The 15,254-nt window shown below is 67.7% G+C and carries 14 protein-coding genes; 7 read left to right on the top strand and 7 right to left on the bottom strand.

Features of this window, described 5'->3' with window-relative positions; all coding sequences use genetic code 11:
• Positions 1 to 174: 174 nt before the first annotated feature.
• Positions 175 to 999 (bottom strand): ABC transporter permease, encoded by an 825-nt coding sequence (locus tag DMH03_RS35375; RefSeq protein ID WP_125796353.1) that lies wholly within the window; start codon positions 997 to 999, stop codon positions 175 to 177.
• The gene (locus DMH03_RS35370) at positions 989 to 1,885 is read right to left on the bottom strand and encodes an ABC transporter ATP-binding protein (protein ID WP_125796352.1); all 897 of its coding nucleotides are present in this window, start codon (positions 1,883 to 1,885) and stop codon (positions 989 to 991) included. The genes DMH03_RS35375 and DMH03_RS35370 overlap by 11 nt, the downstream gene beginning before the upstream one ends.
• 155 nt (positions 1,886 to 2,040) lie before the next feature.
• On the opposite strand from DMH03_RS35370, the gene DMH03_RS35365 reads away from it, so the two are divergent.
• Complete coding sequence (locus tag DMH03_RS35365) at positions 2,041 to 2,499, top strand: hypothetical protein (protein WP_125796351.1); 459 nt, start codon at positions 2,041 to 2,043, stop codon at positions 2,497 to 2,499.
• Positions 2,500 to 2,554: 55 nt separating this feature from the next.
• Here the strand turns inward: DMH03_RS35365 and DMH03_RS35360 are convergent, their stop codons facing one another.
• Positions 2,555 to 2,983 carry a hypothetical protein gene (locus DMH03_RS35360; protein ID WP_125796350.1) on the bottom strand — a complete coding sequence of 143 codons (429 nt, stop codon included), beginning with the start codon at positions 2,981 to 2,983 and terminating at the stop codon, positions 2,555 to 2,557.
• Positions 2,922 to 3,533: a hypothetical protein gene (locus tag DMH03_RS35355; protein WP_125796349.1), complete on the bottom strand. Its 612-nt coding sequence runs from the start codon at positions 3,531 to 3,533 to the stop codon at positions 2,922 to 2,924. Before DMH03_RS35355 ends, DMH03_RS35360 begins: the two co-directional genes overlap by 62 nt.
• Before the next feature lie 363 nt (positions 3,534 to 3,896).
• On the opposite strand from DMH03_RS35355, the gene DMH03_RS42175 reads away from it, so the two are divergent.
• The 5 genes from DMH03_RS42175 (at position 3,897) to DMH03_RS35335 (ending at position 9,777) form a co-directional block, all read left to right on the top strand.
• A complete protein-coding gene (locus tag DMH03_RS42175; protein ID WP_158633150.1) occupies positions 3,897 to 4,070 on the top strand; it encodes a hypothetical protein in 174 nt (57 codons plus the stop codon).
• Between the two features lie 92 nt (positions 4,071 to 4,162).
• Positions 4,163 to 6,775 carry a CHAT domain-containing protein gene (locus DMH03_RS35350; RefSeq protein WP_125796348.1) on the top strand — a complete coding sequence of 871 codons (2,613 nt, stop codon included), beginning with the start codon at positions 4,163 to 4,165 and terminating at the stop codon, positions 6,773 to 6,775.
• Between the two features lie 233 nt (positions 6,776 to 7,008).
• On the top strand, positions 7,009 to 7,524 hold the full coding sequence (locus DMH03_RS35345; RefSeq protein ID WP_125789259.1) for a lytic polysaccharide monooxygenase auxiliary activity family 9 protein: 516 nt from the start codon (positions 7,009 to 7,011) through the stop codon (positions 7,522 to 7,524).
• 78 nt (positions 7,525 to 7,602) lie between these two features.
• On the top strand, positions 7,603 to 8,550 hold the full coding sequence (locus tag DMH03_RS35340) for a DNA polymerase domain-containing protein (RefSeq protein WP_125796347.1): 948 nt from the start codon (positions 7,603 to 7,605) through the stop codon (positions 8,548 to 8,550).
• A 72-nt stretch (positions 8,551 to 8,622) separates the two neighbouring features.
• Entirely contained in the window at positions 8,623 to 9,777 is a 1,155-nt protein-coding gene (locus DMH03_RS35335) for a 4-hydroxybenzoate 3-monooxygenase (RefSeq protein WP_125796346.1), read from the top strand.
• Between the two features lie 146 nt (positions 9,778 to 9,923).
• Here the strand turns inward: DMH03_RS35335 and DMH03_RS35330 are convergent, their stop codons facing one another.
• The 3 genes from DMH03_RS35330 to DMH03_RS35320 all read right to left on the bottom strand — a co-directional run bounded on the left by DMH03_RS35330 (position 9,924) and on the right by DMH03_RS35320 (position 12,531).
• Positions 9,924 to 10,550: an AAA family ATPase gene (locus tag DMH03_RS35330; protein ID WP_125796345.1), complete on the bottom strand. Its 627-nt coding sequence runs from the start codon at positions 10,548 to 10,550 to the stop codon at positions 9,924 to 9,926.
• Positions 10,551 to 10,605: 55 nt separating this feature from the next.
• Positions 10,606 to 11,271: a DUF998 domain-containing protein gene (locus tag DMH03_RS35325; RefSeq protein ID WP_125796344.1), complete on the bottom strand. Its 666-nt coding sequence runs from the start codon at positions 11,269 to 11,271 to the stop codon at positions 10,606 to 10,608.
• Positions 11,272 to 11,379: 108 nt separating this feature from the next.
• Positions 11,380 to 12,531, bottom strand: a complete 1,152-nt coding sequence (locus DMH03_RS35320) for a beta-ketoacyl synthase N-terminal-like domain-containing protein (RefSeq protein ID WP_125796343.1) — start codon at positions 12,529 to 12,531, stop codon at positions 11,380 to 11,382.
• A gap of 134 nt (positions 12,532 to 12,665) precedes the next feature.
• On the opposite strand from DMH03_RS35320, the gene DMH03_RS35315 reads away from it, so the two are divergent.
• The gene (locus DMH03_RS35315; RefSeq protein ID WP_125796342.1) at positions 12,666 to 15,242 is read left to right on the top strand and encodes a bifunctional diguanylate cyclase/phosphodiesterase; all 2,577 of its coding nucleotides are present in this window, start codon (positions 12,666 to 12,668) and stop codon (positions 15,240 to 15,242) included.
• The last annotated feature ends 12 nt before the right edge of the window (positions 15,243 to 15,254 follow it).

Raw genomic sequence — 15,254 nt, 5'->3', positions numbered from 1 at the left:
GCGTCACAGCCCGCCCCGCCCGAATCCCCTCCCAGAACCCCACCCGCACATCCCGCACCAACGGCACACGACCCGCCAACACAACCTCCGACCACAATCGGTGTTGCAACGACCCCGTGAACCCAAGCCTCCTTCACTACCCTCAAGGTAGGGAAGGAGGCCTTCACGGACCGTTCAGAGGACATCCCGGCGCCGCAGCAGCCAGCCGCCGAGACCGGCGAAGACCACCAGATAGCCGGCCACCACCAGCGTCGCCTGAGAGACGCCGACGAGTTCCCCGATCCCCGGCGTCGCGCCCGAAGCGCCGAGCGACGCGGCCAGCGAACCGGCGTTGGCTCCCGGCAACGCCAGCTGGAGCGTGCCGACCCAGTCCACCAGCGGGGCCGCGACGCCGAACAGCAGGTTCTGGACCACCAGCAGCCACACCAGGCCGAGCCCGATCGGCAGCGCCACCCCGCGCATCGCGATGGCGAGCGCCGCGCCGAGGGCCGCCCAGGTCATCGCGATCAGCCAGCCCGCGCCGATCCCGGTGACGATCTCGCCGGACGACGGCCAGTTCATCGGCTCGCCTTCCGAGGAGGCGATGAGCGCGCTCGTGACCGCGCCGGTGGCGAAGCTCGTCAGCACGACGGTCAACGACGCGACGGCCAGCGCGAACAACTTTCCACTGTAGACGGTCAGACGCGAAGGTCCTTGTGTCAGCACGGTCTTCCACGTGCCCCAGCCGTATTCGGTGCCGACGGCCAGCACGCCGAGCACCAGCAGGATCGCCCCGAGGAACACCGGCAGCCCGCCGATCGCGTTGCCGACCAGGTTCGACGGCGCCGTCGCGGCCAGCCCGCGATCCGTACCCGGCGCCCCGCTCGACGAACCCGCCGCGCCCGCGAGCGGCAGCAGATAGGTGAAGGTCAGGCCGAGCACGACCGCGATCCCCAGCATGAACCAGTTCGCCGGACGCCGGACGAGTTTCGCCAGCTCGGCGGTGCAGCTACCCCACATGGTCCGTCACCTCTCCGGTGAGTTCGAAGAAAACCTGTTCCAGTTCGCGTTCGCGGACGTGCAGTTCGCGCACCGCGATCCCTTCCGTGACGAGTTCGCGGTTCAGCCACGACGCGCGTTCCGGGTCCACGGTCAGATCGAGCCCTGTCCCGCTCGCGCGTACGTTCTCCGCGCCGATCCGGCGCCGCACCAGATCGGCGGCGCGCAGGTTCTCGTCGGTCTCGATGTGCAGCACCGTGCCGCCGCGGAGTTCGGCGACGGTGTTCTCCGCGACCAGCCGTCCGCGCGAGACGACGCCGACCCGGTCGCAGATCTGCTGCACCTCGCCCAGCAGATGACTCGACAGCAGCACGGTGCAGCCCTCCGCGCCGAGCCGCCGGATCAACACGCGCATGTCGGCCATCCCTGCCGGGTCCAGCCCGTTGGTCGGCTCGTCGAGGATCAGCAGCCGCGGATCCTTCAGCAGTGCCGCCGCGACACCCAGCCGCTGCTTCATGCCGAGGGAGTAGGTCGAGTACCGGTCCTTGCCGCGATCGGCCAGGTCGACCATCGCGAGCACCTCGCCGACGCGAAGCGGATCCGTTCCGCTGTACCGGGCCAGCACCTTGAGATTGTCCGAACCGGACAGGTACGGGTAGAAGCCGGGCGATTCGATCAGCGCGCCGACCCCGTCCAGATCGCCGGGCGGCCTGCCGAACAGCCGCACGCTGCCGGAGGTCGGCCGGACGAGACCCAGCAGCATCCGCAACGTCGTCGTCTTGCCCGCACCGTTCGGGCCGAGGAAGCCGTAGATCTCGCCGGGCAGGACGGTCAGTTTCATCCGGTCGACGGCGAGCTGCTCGCCGTACCGTTTCGTGAGTTCGTCGGTGTCCACGGGAAGGTTCATGGTGACGAATGGTGTCCCGTGGGAGGCCCTCGGCACATCCGTTCCCAGGCGGCATCCGGCGTACGTCATCGGACGTAGTACGTGGCCGGAATCCTGTGATATCCGTCGAAAACACCGCTATCGGAGGCCGGGTTGACGATCATAGGCTCGGTCGCGTGTCCAAAGTCCTCTTGATTCTCCACGTGCTCGCCGCCGTCATCGCGGTCGGTCCGGTCACCGTCGCGGCGAGCATGTTCCCCGCCGCCGCGCGGAAGGCCTTCGCCGAACCGGGTTCCGGACTGTCGGTGCTGCGCGCGCTCAACCGGATCTGCCGGGTTTACGCCGTCTTCGGGGTGGCGGTGCCGCTCTTCGGGCTGGCGACGGCGGGCAGCATGCGGGTCTTCGGCGACCTGTGGGTGATCGTGTCGATCGTGCTCACCGCCGCGGCCGCCGGGGTGCTGGCGTTGCTGGTCCTGCCGGGGCAGAACGCGATCCTCGCCGCACTGGACGCCGAGCCGCCCTCGGAACCGCTCACGGCGGGGCGGGTGGCGATGTACACCGGAATGTTCAATCTGCTCTGGGTCGTGGTGACGGTATTGATGATCGTGCGGCCCGGGTCGACCACCGGTGCGTAAGGCTCGTGAGTGGTAAGGACGATTCCAACCGTCCTTACCACTCACGAGCTTTGGGTTACGCGCTCAGCAACTGATTGAAGAACGACCGGTAACGCCGCAGCGCGATCCGGAGGTCTTCGGTGGCCGGTTCACCCTGGCTCCACGCCGATTCCAGTTCCTTCTTGTGGTCCGCGAAGGTCGTGGCCAGATTCTGGATCACGACGGCGACGAGTTCGTCGGCTTCCTTGACCGCCCGCCGCGGATCGTCCACAAAGGCCGTCTGGATGTCCTGCCAGCTTTCGCGGAACCGGTCTACGTCGACGTTGTCGAACAACGTCTGCGCCTCGTCCTCGGTGGTGCCTCCGGAATCGTCGGTGCGTCCGAGATCGGTGGCCACCAGGTCCTCGGTACTCAAGGCCTGCCCGGTGTCGCCGTCGCGGCCGTCAGCGATCCGTTCCTCGTCGGGCCGTTCCGTTCCCTCGGTTTCCAGTGGCCTGCTTTCCATGGCTTTCCGCTCCTTCGCCGGCGTCTGTCAACAGATCTTCGAACACTTCGCGGTAGTGCTTCATCGCTTCACGCATGTCCTCTGTGGACATCTCCGATTCCCGATGGCGCTCCAGCGTGTCGTGCCCGGCGCGGTAGTGCCGCAACGCGTTGGCGTGCCGGACGGACAGATCCGCGACCTGCTGGTCGTAGCCCTCGGTCGGGTAGCCGCGCTCGGCCATCAAGGAGACCAGTACCCGGTCCGCCTCGACGACGGCGCCGGACGGGCGGTCGACGAACTGTTCCTGGATCAGCGCCCATTCCTGCGCGTATCGGTCCTTTGTGGACTGGGGCAGCGGGCGGATGTCGAGATCCGAATGGCGTTTCACCCGCGACGAGAGCTCACGTTCCGCTTCTCGCGGGTTTTCGTGTTCCTTGACGGCCCGGTCGTATTCGGGTCCGAACGTCTCCTGCAAGCGACGCTTGCGCTGTCCCGCGACGACGAACCAGACCACCGCTCCCAGCGCCAGGATCGCGGCGATGACGATGATGATGACCAACCACGTGGGCATCGTTATCTCCTCCGGATTTCTGCCGGTCAACCCCCGACGGGCCATGGGTTCCCCGCGTTCTCGGGCGAAAACCCTTGTGGCACAAGAAGTTTTGGATCTTAGGCCGGATGGCGCAGTGAAATGTCGCCGGTTCGGAAGGTGGCGCGAGCCTTGGTGGGCCATTCGGCAGAAGTCGTAAGGCTTGCTAACCAGGCGTCCCTCTTATGGGTGCCGCCGATGACTCAGTGTAGGTAAAAGCTCCCGATCACTGCTCCGTTGTGGCACTATTGCCCCATTCGCAGGAAGAGGGCCTGCGAACAGAGGGGGCCGCCGTAATGGGGCTGCCTGGTACGACAAAGAAAGATCATCAGGGGAGGAGATCAAATGTCGACGCCTACCGACGTCAAGGACCCCATCGGCGAGGAGGAGCCGCTAGACCCGGCTCAGCCCCAGCCCGACCAGGGAGAACATCAGCACACCGCGGACTGCGTGCATCAGAACGAGCGAGTCCGGGACTGCCCGGGCGGATGCGCCCAGACGCCGCCGCCCACTCCCTGACCAGCGCTCCTGGCTGAAGAGGTTTCGCCCGTCACCCGGGTTCGAACCGGTGGCGGGCGACTCTCGGCTACGGAGTGTGCTGTCATAGAACAGTGGTGGTAACACAGCTCGATCAAGGCGAGGTCATTCGCAAGGCGCGCGAACTCCAGCGCGCCGGCATCGATGCCGCGTGTTCGGCCCGTCAGCGCGAAGGCATTCTCCTGCTCCGCCGGGGGATGGCCTTACTCGATTCGGTCCATCCGGTCGCCGAACGGATGCGGCACGACTGGCTGGCCACCCGGATCCGGCTCGCCTCCAGTATCGCGACCGTGGGCTCCGAGACCAGCGGAGGCGTGGCCTCCGGCCTCGCCGGACTGGACGACGTCCGCCTGTTGCTCAAAGCGGTGGACGAGCCCCGCCTTTACGCGGAATTGCGTGGCCAGCTCGACCACAATTACGGACTCCTGCTCATGGCGGTGGGGCGGAACGAGGAAAGCACGGCGTATTTCGACTCCTCTCTGGCGCACAAAGAGGCCATCCTCGCGATGGAAAAGGATCCCGCGGCGTTGCTCGACCCGTATCTGGGCACGTTGACCACCCGGGGGCTCGCCTACACGCGGCTCGGCGACATCCGCCGGGCCAGGCGAGACCTCGCCAGCGCCGTGGACCTCGCCGAACGGAACGGCCTGCGAGTCCAGGCCGCGGACGTCCGCCGCCCGCTGGGCACGCTGGAACTCCGCGTCGGCAACGTCCCCGCCGCGTTGCGGCTCTACGACGAGAGCGAGCGGATCTACCGATCGCTCGACCTGGACATTCCGTCGCTGCTGAGGTGGGAGCGGGCCGAAGCGTTGCTGACGGCGGGCCTCGCCGAGGAGGCCGGGGCCCATCTCGACGAGATCCTGCCGGTGATGCTGGAACAGCGGAGCATCACCAGGGATCTGGGTGGGGTGGAGCTGTTCCGCGCGTCCGCGGCGCTGATGACCGACGACCTGGAGCTCGCGCGGACCTACGCCGCTTCGGCCCGGCGGCGGACGCTGCGCTGGGGCTGTCAGACCTGTGTCGCCAACGCGACCATCGTCGGCCTTCGCGCCGACGTGCAGGATGCCTTGCGCACCAACGAAATCCCGCCCAGTCTGACCTCGCGCGCGTTGCGTGCGGCGAACGGGATGCCGATGCCGCGCCTGGCCGATCAGGCGGCGCTGGCGCGGATGCTGGCCGTCCGGGTCGAGCTGCGGAAGGGGAAACGCAAACGTGCCGCCGAGCTGCTCGAACGGATTCCGCGTCCGGGGCGGTTGACCTCCGTCGATTATCGGATGTTGCGCAGGCTTTGCCGTGCGGAACTCGCGGTGGCCGAGGGTGACAAGACCAGGGCGCTGGCGGAGATCCGGGCCGGGCTCACCGAACTCGACCGGGTCCGCGACCGGATGGGCGGCCTGGAGCTGGTGTCCGGGACGGCGTTGCACGGCAGGGAGCTGGCGGATCTCGCCGTCAAGATCGTGCTGGAGCGCGCCGACGCGGCCCGGCTGTTCAGCTGGACCGAGCGGACGCGCGCGCAAAGTTACCGGTACGAACCAGTTGTGGCGAGCGACCCGGAGCTCGCCGAGCGGGTCGGTGAGGTGCGGGGGCTCGATCAGGCCATCCACCAGGCGCAGCACGACGGGTATCCGACGTCGGCGTTGCGCGCGAAGCACGCCGAGCGGTTGCGTGAGGCGCATCGGCTCGGCTGGCATACGGGGCGCTGGGGCAGGCCGCGGCCGATCGCGCGGCTCGCCGAGGTCGCCGACGAGCTGGGAGAGCGCGCGCTGGTGAGTTTCGCGTCCTCGGGGGACGACCTGGTGGCGATGGTCGTCGTCGAGGGGCGATGCGAACTGGTGCGGCTCGGCTCCGCGGAGCGGGCTGCGGAGTCCGCACGCATGCTGAACGTCGATCTCGACGCCCTCGCGCCGGATCGGCTGCCCGCTCCACTGGTCCAGTCGGTGCTCGGTTCGGCGCGGAAACAGGCCGACCGACTCGACGTCCAGCTGATCCGGCCATTGGAACACCTGCTCGGTGACCGGGGCCTGGTCGTCGTGCCGACCGGACCGTTGTTCGCCGTTCCCTGGGGAGTGCTGCCGGCGCTGCGGTCGCGGCCGATCGTCGTCGCCCCATCGGCGACGGCGTGGCTGGGCGCGGAGCGCTCGACGGTGTCGCGTGCGCGGAAGGTCGTCCTCGTCCGCGGTCCCGGCCTGGTCGGGAACAGGGGTGAGCTGGACAAACTCGCCACGCATTACCGGACCGCGCACACCTTGGCCGGACCCGACGCGACCGTGGCGTCGGTGTTGCGCGCACTGGACGGCGCGAAACTCGCGCACATCGCCGCGCACGGCGCGCACGAGCCAGAGAACGCCTTGTTCTCCCGGCTCGAACTGGCCGACGGGACACTTTTCGCGCACGAGATGGCCGGGCTCGCGCAGCCGCCGTCGCAAGTCGTCTTCGCGGCGTGCGAACTGGCGTTGAACCGGATCCGGCCCGGCGACGAGGTGCTCGGTTTCGCCAGCGCGTTGCTCGCGAGTGGTTCGCGGACGGTGATCGCGCCGTTGAGCCGAGTCGGTGACGAGGCCGCGGCGGCCGCGATGGACGACTACCACCGCAGACTGGCCGAAGGAGCAGGCCCGGCGACGGCCTTGGCGGACACCATCGCCGTTGATCCGTTCCGGCGACCGTTCGTCTGTTTGGGTGCGGGCTGATCTTCCGGCTTGACAACCCCTGTTCGATCTTCACGACTCCAAGTGCCCGGTTGGTTACTCTTGACCGAGTCGTCTGAACCAATTATGGTCTAGACCACGTTCGCCTGCTCAAGCGCTTTGGCGGATGTGTCCCAACCTTCAGTGGTTTTCGCCCTCCGTGGCCCAGGAACCTCGAGTCCGCGGACGTTCCCGATCGGGCAGGCGGTGGGTGCAGAGATGGGAAAGGGGTAGGCATGAGCTTCAAACGACGGCTTTTGACCCTGGCGGCGGGTGCGGCGATGGTGCCGGCGGCGCTGGTCGCGATCCCGGCGGGCACCGCCAACGCGCACGGCTACGTTTCCTCGCCTGCGAGCAGGCAGGCGCAATGCGCCCAGAACACCGTTTCCTGTGGCTCCATCAAATGGGAACCGCAAAGCGTCGAGGGCCCCAAGGGTCTGATGAGCTGTAACGGCGGTGTCGGCCGTTTCGCGGATCTCAACGACGACAGCAAGGGCTGGAAGGTGCATTCCCTCGGCCGTACCACCACGTTCCGGTGGACGCTGACGGCTCGCCACCGCACCAGCACGTGGGAGTACTTCGTCGACGGCGCCAAGGTCGCCAGCTTCAACGACAACGGCGCGCAGCCGGGCGCCACGGTCACCCACAGCGTGAACCTGCAGCAGAGCGGGCGGCACAAGATCCTCGCCCGCTGGAACGTCTACGACACGGCGAACGCGTTCTACGCCTGCATCGACGCCAACATCGGCTAGGTGTCCGGGTCTTGTGAGTGGTAAGGGCGGTTCTGACCGTCCTTACCACTCACGAGGCTTTTATGTCAGGCTCACCCCATGAGCGATGACGAACGCGACGGGGTCAAGCTGACCAATCTCGATCAGCCGTTGTTCGAGGGCGCGACGAAACGCGACCTGGTGGACTACCTGGACGCCGTCGCGGACCGCATCCTCCCCGTTTTGGCACACCGGCCGCTTTCGGTGATCCGCATCCTGCGCGGCCAGGACCCGTTCATGCAGAAGAATCTGCCCAAATACACGCCCGACTGGGTGAAGCGCTCCGAGATCTGGGCGGAGACGTCGAAGCGGCAGGTGTCGTACGCCCTGTGCGACGACCGCCGCACGCTGCTGTGGTTCGCGAACCAGCGCGCCGTCGAATACCACCCGACGCTGATGACCACGGACGCCGACGCGGGGCCGACCCATCTCGTAGTGGACCTCGACCCGCCGGCCGGCGACGATTTCGCGCACGTCGTGAAGGCCGCGTGGCTGGTGCGCCAGGCGCTCGACGACTGCGGCCTCGCCGGGGCGGTGAAGACCAGTGGTTCCAAGGGAGTGCACATCTTCGTCCCGCTGACGCCGGGGCAAGGTTTCGAAGACGTCGCCGCCGCGACCCGCGCGCTCTCCGCTCGCGCGGAGCAGGTCGACCCGTCCCTCGCGACGACCGCGTACATCGTGGAAGACCGTGAGGGAAAGGTGTTCCTCGATTCGACGCGGGCGGGCGGTAACACGGTCGCCGCGGCGTACAGCCCGCGGCTGCGGCCGGGACTGACGGTTTCGTTCCCGGTGGCCTGGGACGACCTCGAGAACGTGGTCCCCGCCGATTTCACCGTCCACACGGCGCCCGGTCTCCTGGCGGACAAGGATCCGTGGGCCGAGTCGATGCCCGCGCCGCAGACGCTGCCCGCGGATCTCGTCGAGCAGGGGCACACGATCCCCATCGCGCGAGTCGTGGCGATGCACGAAGGGAAACGCCGGGCACGTTCGCGTGCCAATAAGGACTGAACGCCGACGACAGCACCCCGTTTTGTGTACCTTGGACCGCGCTGGGGGAGGGCGAAGGTACTGGGGGCTTTCGTGGGAAAGATCGATGCCGATGTAGTGATCGTGGGGGCGGGTCCGGCCGGGCTGGTCCTGGGGAATCTTTTGAGGGCGGCCGGAATCGACTGCCTGATCCTCGAACGGCAAAGCCGGGAACATGTCGAAAACCGGGCCAGGGCGGGATTTCTGGCCGCGAACAGCGTCCGTGTGCTCACTGAGAACGGGCTCGCCGGTGGGCTGCTCCGGAACGGGGTCCGGCACGACGCCTGCGCGTTCCGAAATGATCAAGCCGAATTCGAGCTCAAGTACAGTGAACTCGGGAACGGTGAGGTGCACACCGTTTACCCGCAACAATTCCTGGTCACGGACTTGATCGTCGAATTCCTCGCCCGCGGCGGGGAGATCAGGTTCGGCACCGAGGCGTCCTCGGTGTCGGGGATGGACGCGACGGTCATCGCCGATGATCTTCTGTTGCGTGCCAAGTACATCGCGGGCTGCGACGGCAGGCGCGGTATCTCGCTGAGATCCGTGCCCGCGCGGGTCTTCCGGCGGGACCACGACATTTCGTGGCTCGCGATCCTCGCCGAAGCGCCGCCGAGCATGTCCGCGATCGGTTACGCCATTCACGAACGCGGATTCGCCGGACATATGGCGAGGACGTCGACGGTGACGCGGTACTACCTCGAAGTCCCGCGCGGCGAGGATCCGGAGAACTGGCCGGACGACCGGATCTGGGACGAACTGCACCTGCGGATGCGTGCCGATCGCTACGGCGAGCTCAAACGGGGTGCCATCATCGAACGCCGGATCGTCGACATGGCTTCGCGGGTGATGGACACGATCCAGCGGGGAAAGCTGTTCCTCGCGGGCGACGCGGCGAGCCTGATCAGTCCCGCCGCGGCGAAAGGCGCGAATCTCGCGCTGATGGAGGCCGAGATCCTCGCGGACGCGTTGATCGACGCCCATGCCGAGAGCGACACGACGGCACTCGAGCGGTACTCCGCCGACTGCCTGCCGCGGATCTGGCGCGCGCAGGAGTTCTCGCTCTGGATGATCAATCTCCTGCACGGTCCGGCGGGCTACGACGACGAGGCGGTCTTCCAGCGGGCCCTGCGGGACGCGCGGCTGGAGAGCCTGCGGGTTTCCCGTGCGCACCAAGACTTCTTCGCCGAGAACTACGTGGGGATCTGAACCGATCGCTCGTCGCGTCCGTATCAGTGCAAGAGGGTCTTCGCGGAGTGGAAGGACGAACGACGATGCCGGTACGCATTCGCTGGACGCCGTTGAACCCGCATCCGAACCGTCCCGGCCCCGTGGAGGAGCCCGAACCGGAACCGCTAGCCCGCGCGGACCGCGGGTGCCTTGGGCCGCTCGACGCGGAGGAGCAGGACGTCGCCTGAGCGGTCTCTTCCAGGCTCCTCCTCGGTGACGAACCGCAGTGCCCCGGTGACCTCCCTGGTCACCATCCGCGCGCCGTGCCAGCCTGCCGGGACCCAGCCGGCACGCAGTTCACGGCGGACCTTCTCGGCCCGTTTGACGTGGCGGGCGAACGAGTGCCGCCGGATGACCCGCCCGCGCGAGACTTGGCCCGCGCGGGCGGCCTCCGGATCGACGTCGAGCCACAGCAACCGGACGGGACGGCGGCTCAGCAGGCCGAGCAGGGCCAGCAGCCCGCGGGTGGTCGCGCGGGTCGACGGCTCGTGCACGATGAGCGGGCCGCCGTCGGCCAGCGCGAACCGGACGACCCGCGCGCGATGCCACAGGTGGACCAGCGGCCGGTAGCACCGGTACGGCAGCACGGCCGGCAGCCGTTCGCGCAGGCGCGCGCGGACCTGGTCGGAATCGAGCACCGGTATCGCGCCGGTCGCCGCCCGGGACAGCAGGGTGGTCTTGCCCGCCCCGGGAATCCCGGCGACCACGAGCAGATCGCGGCGGCCGAGCTGGAATGCGATGCGGTCGGTCATAAGGCCTCAACGACCCGGCCGAGGATAAAGGTTCCTTTACCTTGATCGGCACAGGTCAGGCCGTCACCCGCGTCCCCGGCACCGCCGCCTTGTCCGGCAGCAGCGTCCCGCCCTTGGTGAGCCACGCCACGCCGAACGCGAGGATCGCCACCGACTCCAGCCACAGCGCCGGGTACAGGGACCTGGTCTCCGCGTCGAAGACGAGGCCGCACAGCACGATCAGCGCCAGGCACACCAGCATGATCACGCCCGAGGCGACGTAGACCCGGTTCCGTTCCGGTTTGCGGGCGCCGGGGATCTCCTTGTCCGACTTGGTGAACAGCACGATGCAGAAGAACGCCAAGGTGAGGAAGAAGACCGCGGCGAAACCGAGGTGCAGGAGGCCGATGATCTCGTCCGCGCGGTCGCCGTTCGACGGGGTGGTGGGGAAGAGCGCCACCCCGACCGCGGCCACCGCCGCGATGTTCCCGGCGATGTCGTCGACACGGCCGTAACCCCGGTAGGACAACAGGAAGACGCCGATGGCGCACATGACGCCGACCCAGACGTCGCGCATTCCCGAGTAGTAGTAACCACTGATCGAGTTGAGCAGGCCGCCGCCGTCGACGACCAGCTTCCCGAAGATCAGCACGAAGGGCAGTCCGATCCCGAGGAAACCTATGGCACGCCGCAAGAACAGGTAGTTGTGGACGAGGTTGTCGGACGCCGTTCGCGCGCTCATGGTCGCCTCCGTGCTCAGTGCTTTCCGCTACTGAGGAGTATCGACCACATGAGCACGGAAAATGACGGTTCGTGACGACGTTGAGACCGTGTGTTATCGAATTGCTCGCTAGCTGGTCTCCAGAACGACAGCCGCGACGTAGCCGCCCATCCCGATCGACGTCTTCACGGTGAGCCCGCTTTCCGGCCGGGAGGGCCCGTCCATCAGCTGCGGATGCCCCTCCGCCACCGGTTTCGGCGCCGGTACCAGATCCCGTTCCGCCGCGAGGCAGATCGCCGCGATCTCGGTCAGCGCGCTGCCCGACTGGCTGTGCCCGGTCAGCGGTTTGATCGAGTAGATCTCGGTCTCACGGGGAAAGACCGCTTCGAGGATCTGGGATTCCGTACGGTGGCAGAGTTTCGTACCCGTTCCGTGCGCGTTCAGATAGCGGACGTCCGATGGCGCGGCGCCGGAGTTCTCCAGTGCCCCGGTCACCGCCGCGATCGCGTTCGCCGGATCGGGGTCGAGCGCCATCGCGTTGTGCGCCTCGTGGGTCATGGTGCCGCCCCGCAGGGTCGCGTACGCGTCGGTCTTCCGCTGGGTCAGCACCACCGCGACCGCGGCCTCGGAAAAGGTGAAACCCCTTGTGCCCTCTTGGAAAGGACGGCACGCCTCCAGCGGGGGCACGTCGGTGATCGCCACCCCGCAGTGCACGAAGTTGCGCACCATCGGCCTGGTCGCGGACAGATCGGTGGTGACCACGACGACGTCGTCGGCCATTCCCGCGTCCAGCCACATCTTCGCGGTCAGCACCGCGGCGCTGCCGGTCGCGCACATCGCGGACGTGGCCATCGAGGGGCCGTGGAAGCCGAACTCCGACATCAGCGTGGCGATCGGGGTCGAGGGCATCATGCCGATGAACTCGCGCCGGTACATCAGCTGCTCGCCGAGTTCCGTGAGCCTGTCCCAGGTTCGCAGGTCCTCGCGGACGCCGCCGGAGATGACGCCGACGCGGCGTCCTGGCGACCAGCCCCGCGCGACGGCGTCCGCGATCGCTTCCCGCGCCGCGGCGAGCAGGGCGCGGGCGTGCAGGCTGCCGTCCCGCGCTTTGCCGCCCTCGGGGACGTGCGCGACCCAGCCCGGGAGATCCGGCGTTTCCCCGAAGCCGTCGGTGAATTGGGCGCAGGGGACGCCGCCGGCGAGGCCCTCCCACAGTGCTTCGCGCCCCCAGCCGTAGGCGGTTACGGCGCCGATGCCGCAGATGTCTGTTTTGCTCCGCACGTGTTTCCCTTCAACTACATTCTGTCAACGCTGGGGTGGAATGGCCGCACCGATCAGCCGGCCGAGGGGGACGGCTACGTCGATTTAGTGATCTAATCGGAAGCTACATCAGTCGAGTAGGGGGTTTGGATCAGATGGATCCTGACGATCTCGACGGTGGGACTCCCGACACCCACCGGCCCTCGGATCAGGATTCCTCGCCAGCGAACGGCACCGCGACCCGCACGGTGGGAAAAACCGAGCGGCACGCGTCGCTCGTCCGTCTGCTGACCGAGTTGTCCGCCGAGAGGGATCACCGCGGTGAACCCGCGCTCGCCTTTCTCGGCAAGGGGTACCGCCTTTTGGAGCAAAAGTCCGACGGCGGCGCATTGGGAACGCAATACCTCACGATGGTCGAAGCGAGCCCATACGGGATCTGCGTCCATCAACGGGGCAAAGTCGTGTTCGTGAACTCGGCCACCATGCGCTTCGTGGGCGCGAAGGTGTCGACCGAGATCATCGGGATGCACATCACGGATCTGGTCGACGCCGGCTCGCAGGACGCGCTGCTGGCGCGGATCGGTTCGCTGGACTCGCCCGGATCGTTCAGCGAACCGACCGAGATGACGCTGCGGACCCTTCAAGGCCGCGGTGTCACCGTCGAATCGCAGGCGGTGCTCACCACCTGGGAGGGCAAACCCGCGTACCAGGTGATCATGCGCGACCTGACCACGCAGAAGGCGGCCGAGTCGGGCCTGCGGTTTCAGGCAGCGTTGGTCGGCCACGCGAGCGACGCGATCATCGCGACCTCGCCCGACGGCCTGGTGACGAGCTGGAACCCGGCGGCCGAGGCCGTCTACGGACACGACCTCGACCAGGTCATCGGTGCCCCGGTGGCCGAGGTCGTCGGCGCAGCGATGAGTCCGCGGCAGGTCGTCGCCGCGGGCGGAGTCGTGCAGGCGACGCATTTCAGCGCCGACGGCACAGCACTCGCGGTGCGCGTCTCCGCGGCCGAGATGTTCGACGGTTACGTGCTGCTGTGCGCCGACGAGACGGCGCAGCGCCGGGCCGAGGCCGAATTCGCCACCGTCGTCGAAACGCTCGACGAGGGGGTGCTGCTGGTCGGCCCCAGCGGGCGGATCGAACTGGCGAACTCCGCCGCGCACCGGATCGCCGGTGTTCCGGCGGGTGCACTGGTCGGCCTGGAGAGCCGGACGCTGCGGCTGCACGACGAATACGGCGCCCCGGTGCCCGTCGACGACCTGCCGTCCGCGCGGGTGCGGCGGTCCGGGAAGGTCGAGACCGGGCGGGTCCTGCAGATCCGGCGGCGCGACGGCGCGCACCGGTGGCTTTCGCTGACCTCCGGTCCGCTGATGGCGCCGGGCCAGAGCGTGCCCTCGGTGCTGACGTCCTTCGCCGACATCACCGAACGGCGGGCGATCAGCGAACGGCTGGCCTACGAGGCCACCCACGACCCGCTGACCAGGCTCGCGAACCGCACGCTCGCGCTCGACCGCCTGCGCCGCACGATCGCCGATCCGGCGCGCACGACCACCGTGATGTTCATCGATCTCGACAAGTTCAAGATCATCAACGATTCGCTCGGTCATACCGCCGGCGACCAGGTGCTGCGCATCGCCGGCGACCGGCTGAGGGCCGCCGCCGGGGCCTCGGACCTGGTCGGACGGCTCGGCGGGGACGAGTTCCTGGTCATCACCACCGGTTATACCGAAGCCGCCGAAGTGCGGGCGCTGGCCGATCACCTTCAGCGACGGCTCGCCGAATCGCTCACCGTGCACGGCCGCGAACTGCATATCAATACGAGTATTGGAATAGTGATCGCCGAACCCGGCGATACCCGCAGTGCCGACGAATTGCTGGAAGACGCCGATCTGGCGATGTATCAGGCCAAGACATTCGGGCCCGGCCGTTATGCGTTCTATACGCCGATCATGCGTAAACGGGTGCAAGACCGTTTCGCCTTGGAACAGGATCTGCGGAACGCCGTCGCGGACGGCCTGGTCGAGACCGTTTATCAGCCGGTCGTCGATTTGCGGACCGGCGACATGGTCGCGGTGAAGGCGAAGTCCTGTTGGAATCACCCGGTCCGGGGACCGATCGATCCGGCGGAATTGGCCGAGATCGCCGACGACGGCGATCTTTTGACGGTCATCGGGGCGGAGGTCCTCGCCAAGGCCGCCCGCGAGATCTCTCGATGGCGTGCCGATCATGGTGTGCACTGTAATGTGAATGTGAGCCTGTCGGTCCGCCAACTGGGCGATCCCACGTTGCTACAAGTGGTTCAGACAACCCTGGAAGACGCGGGCCTGGTGCCGCAGGATCTGAGCCTCGACGTCGACGAGACGGCGTTGAAGGACGCGGCCGACGCCGTCGACGCGCTGCGGAAGACCGGCGTGCGGGTGACCGCGGAACGGTTCGGCGCCGGGTATTCGTCACTCGCCCAGCTGTGCCGCCTCGATCTGAACGTGGTCGAGATCGACCGGTCGTTCGTCGCCGATCTCGGGCGGTCGAGCGACGCCGAGCCGATCGTCGCCGGGATCATGGCGATGGCGCACGCCGTCGACCTCGTGGTGGTCGCCGAAGGGGTCGAGACCGCGCGGCAACTGGAGGTCCTGCACGAACTCGGCTGCGATTGGGCGAAAGGACCGCTGGTGGCGCCGCCGGGTCCGGTGGACGCCCTGAAGTCCGCGTACGAGCACGTCGTGCGGTGAACCGGGCGGACG

It is taken from the genome of Amycolatopsis sp. WAC 01376 (assembly GCF_003947415.1).
Taxonomy (GTDB): Bacteria; Actinomycetota; Actinomycetes; order Mycobacteriales; family Pseudonocardiaceae; genus Amycolatopsis.
The sequence above is the reverse complement of the archived record's forward strand: the minus strand, read 5'-3'. Positions and strand labels throughout refer to the sequence as shown.

Coding starts and splice junctions, on each gene's coding strand:
- DMH03_RS35375 (WP_125796353.1), bottom strand. CDS start 999: ATGTGGGGTAGCTGCACCGCCGAGCTGGCGAAACTCGTCCGGCGTCCG.
- DMH03_RS35370 (WP_125796352.1), bottom strand. CDS start 1,885: ATGAACCTTCCCGTGGACACCGACGAACTCACGAAACGGTACGGCGAG.
- DMH03_RS35360 (WP_125796350.1), bottom strand. CDS start 2,983: ATGGAAAGCAGGCCACTGGAAACCGAGGGAACGGAACGGCCCGACGAG.
- DMH03_RS35355 (WP_125796349.1), bottom strand. CDS start 3,533: ATGCCCACGTGGTTGGTCATCATCATCGTCATCGCCGCGATCCTGGCG.
- DMH03_RS42175 (WP_158633150.1), top strand. CDS start 3,897: ATGTCGACGCCTACCGACGTCAAGGACCCCATCGGCGAGGAGGAGCCG.
- DMH03_RS35345 (WP_125789259.1), top strand. CDS start 7,009: ATGAGCTTCAAACGACGGCTTTTGACCCTGGCGGCGGGTGCGGCGATG.
- DMH03_RS35340 (WP_125796347.1), top strand. CDS start 7,603: ATGAGCGATGACGAACGCGACGGGGTCAAGCTGACCAATCTCGATCAG.
- DMH03_RS35330 (WP_125796345.1), bottom strand. CDS start 10,550: ATGACCGACCGCATCGCATTCCAGCTCGGCCGCCGCGATCTGCTCGTG.
- DMH03_RS35325 (WP_125796344.1), bottom strand. CDS start 11,271: ATGAGCGCGCGAACGGCGTCCGACAACCTCGTCCACAACTACCTGTTC.
- DMH03_RS35315 (WP_125796342.1), top strand. CDS start 12,666: ATGGATCCTGACGATCTCGACGGTGGGACTCCCGACACCCACCGGCCC.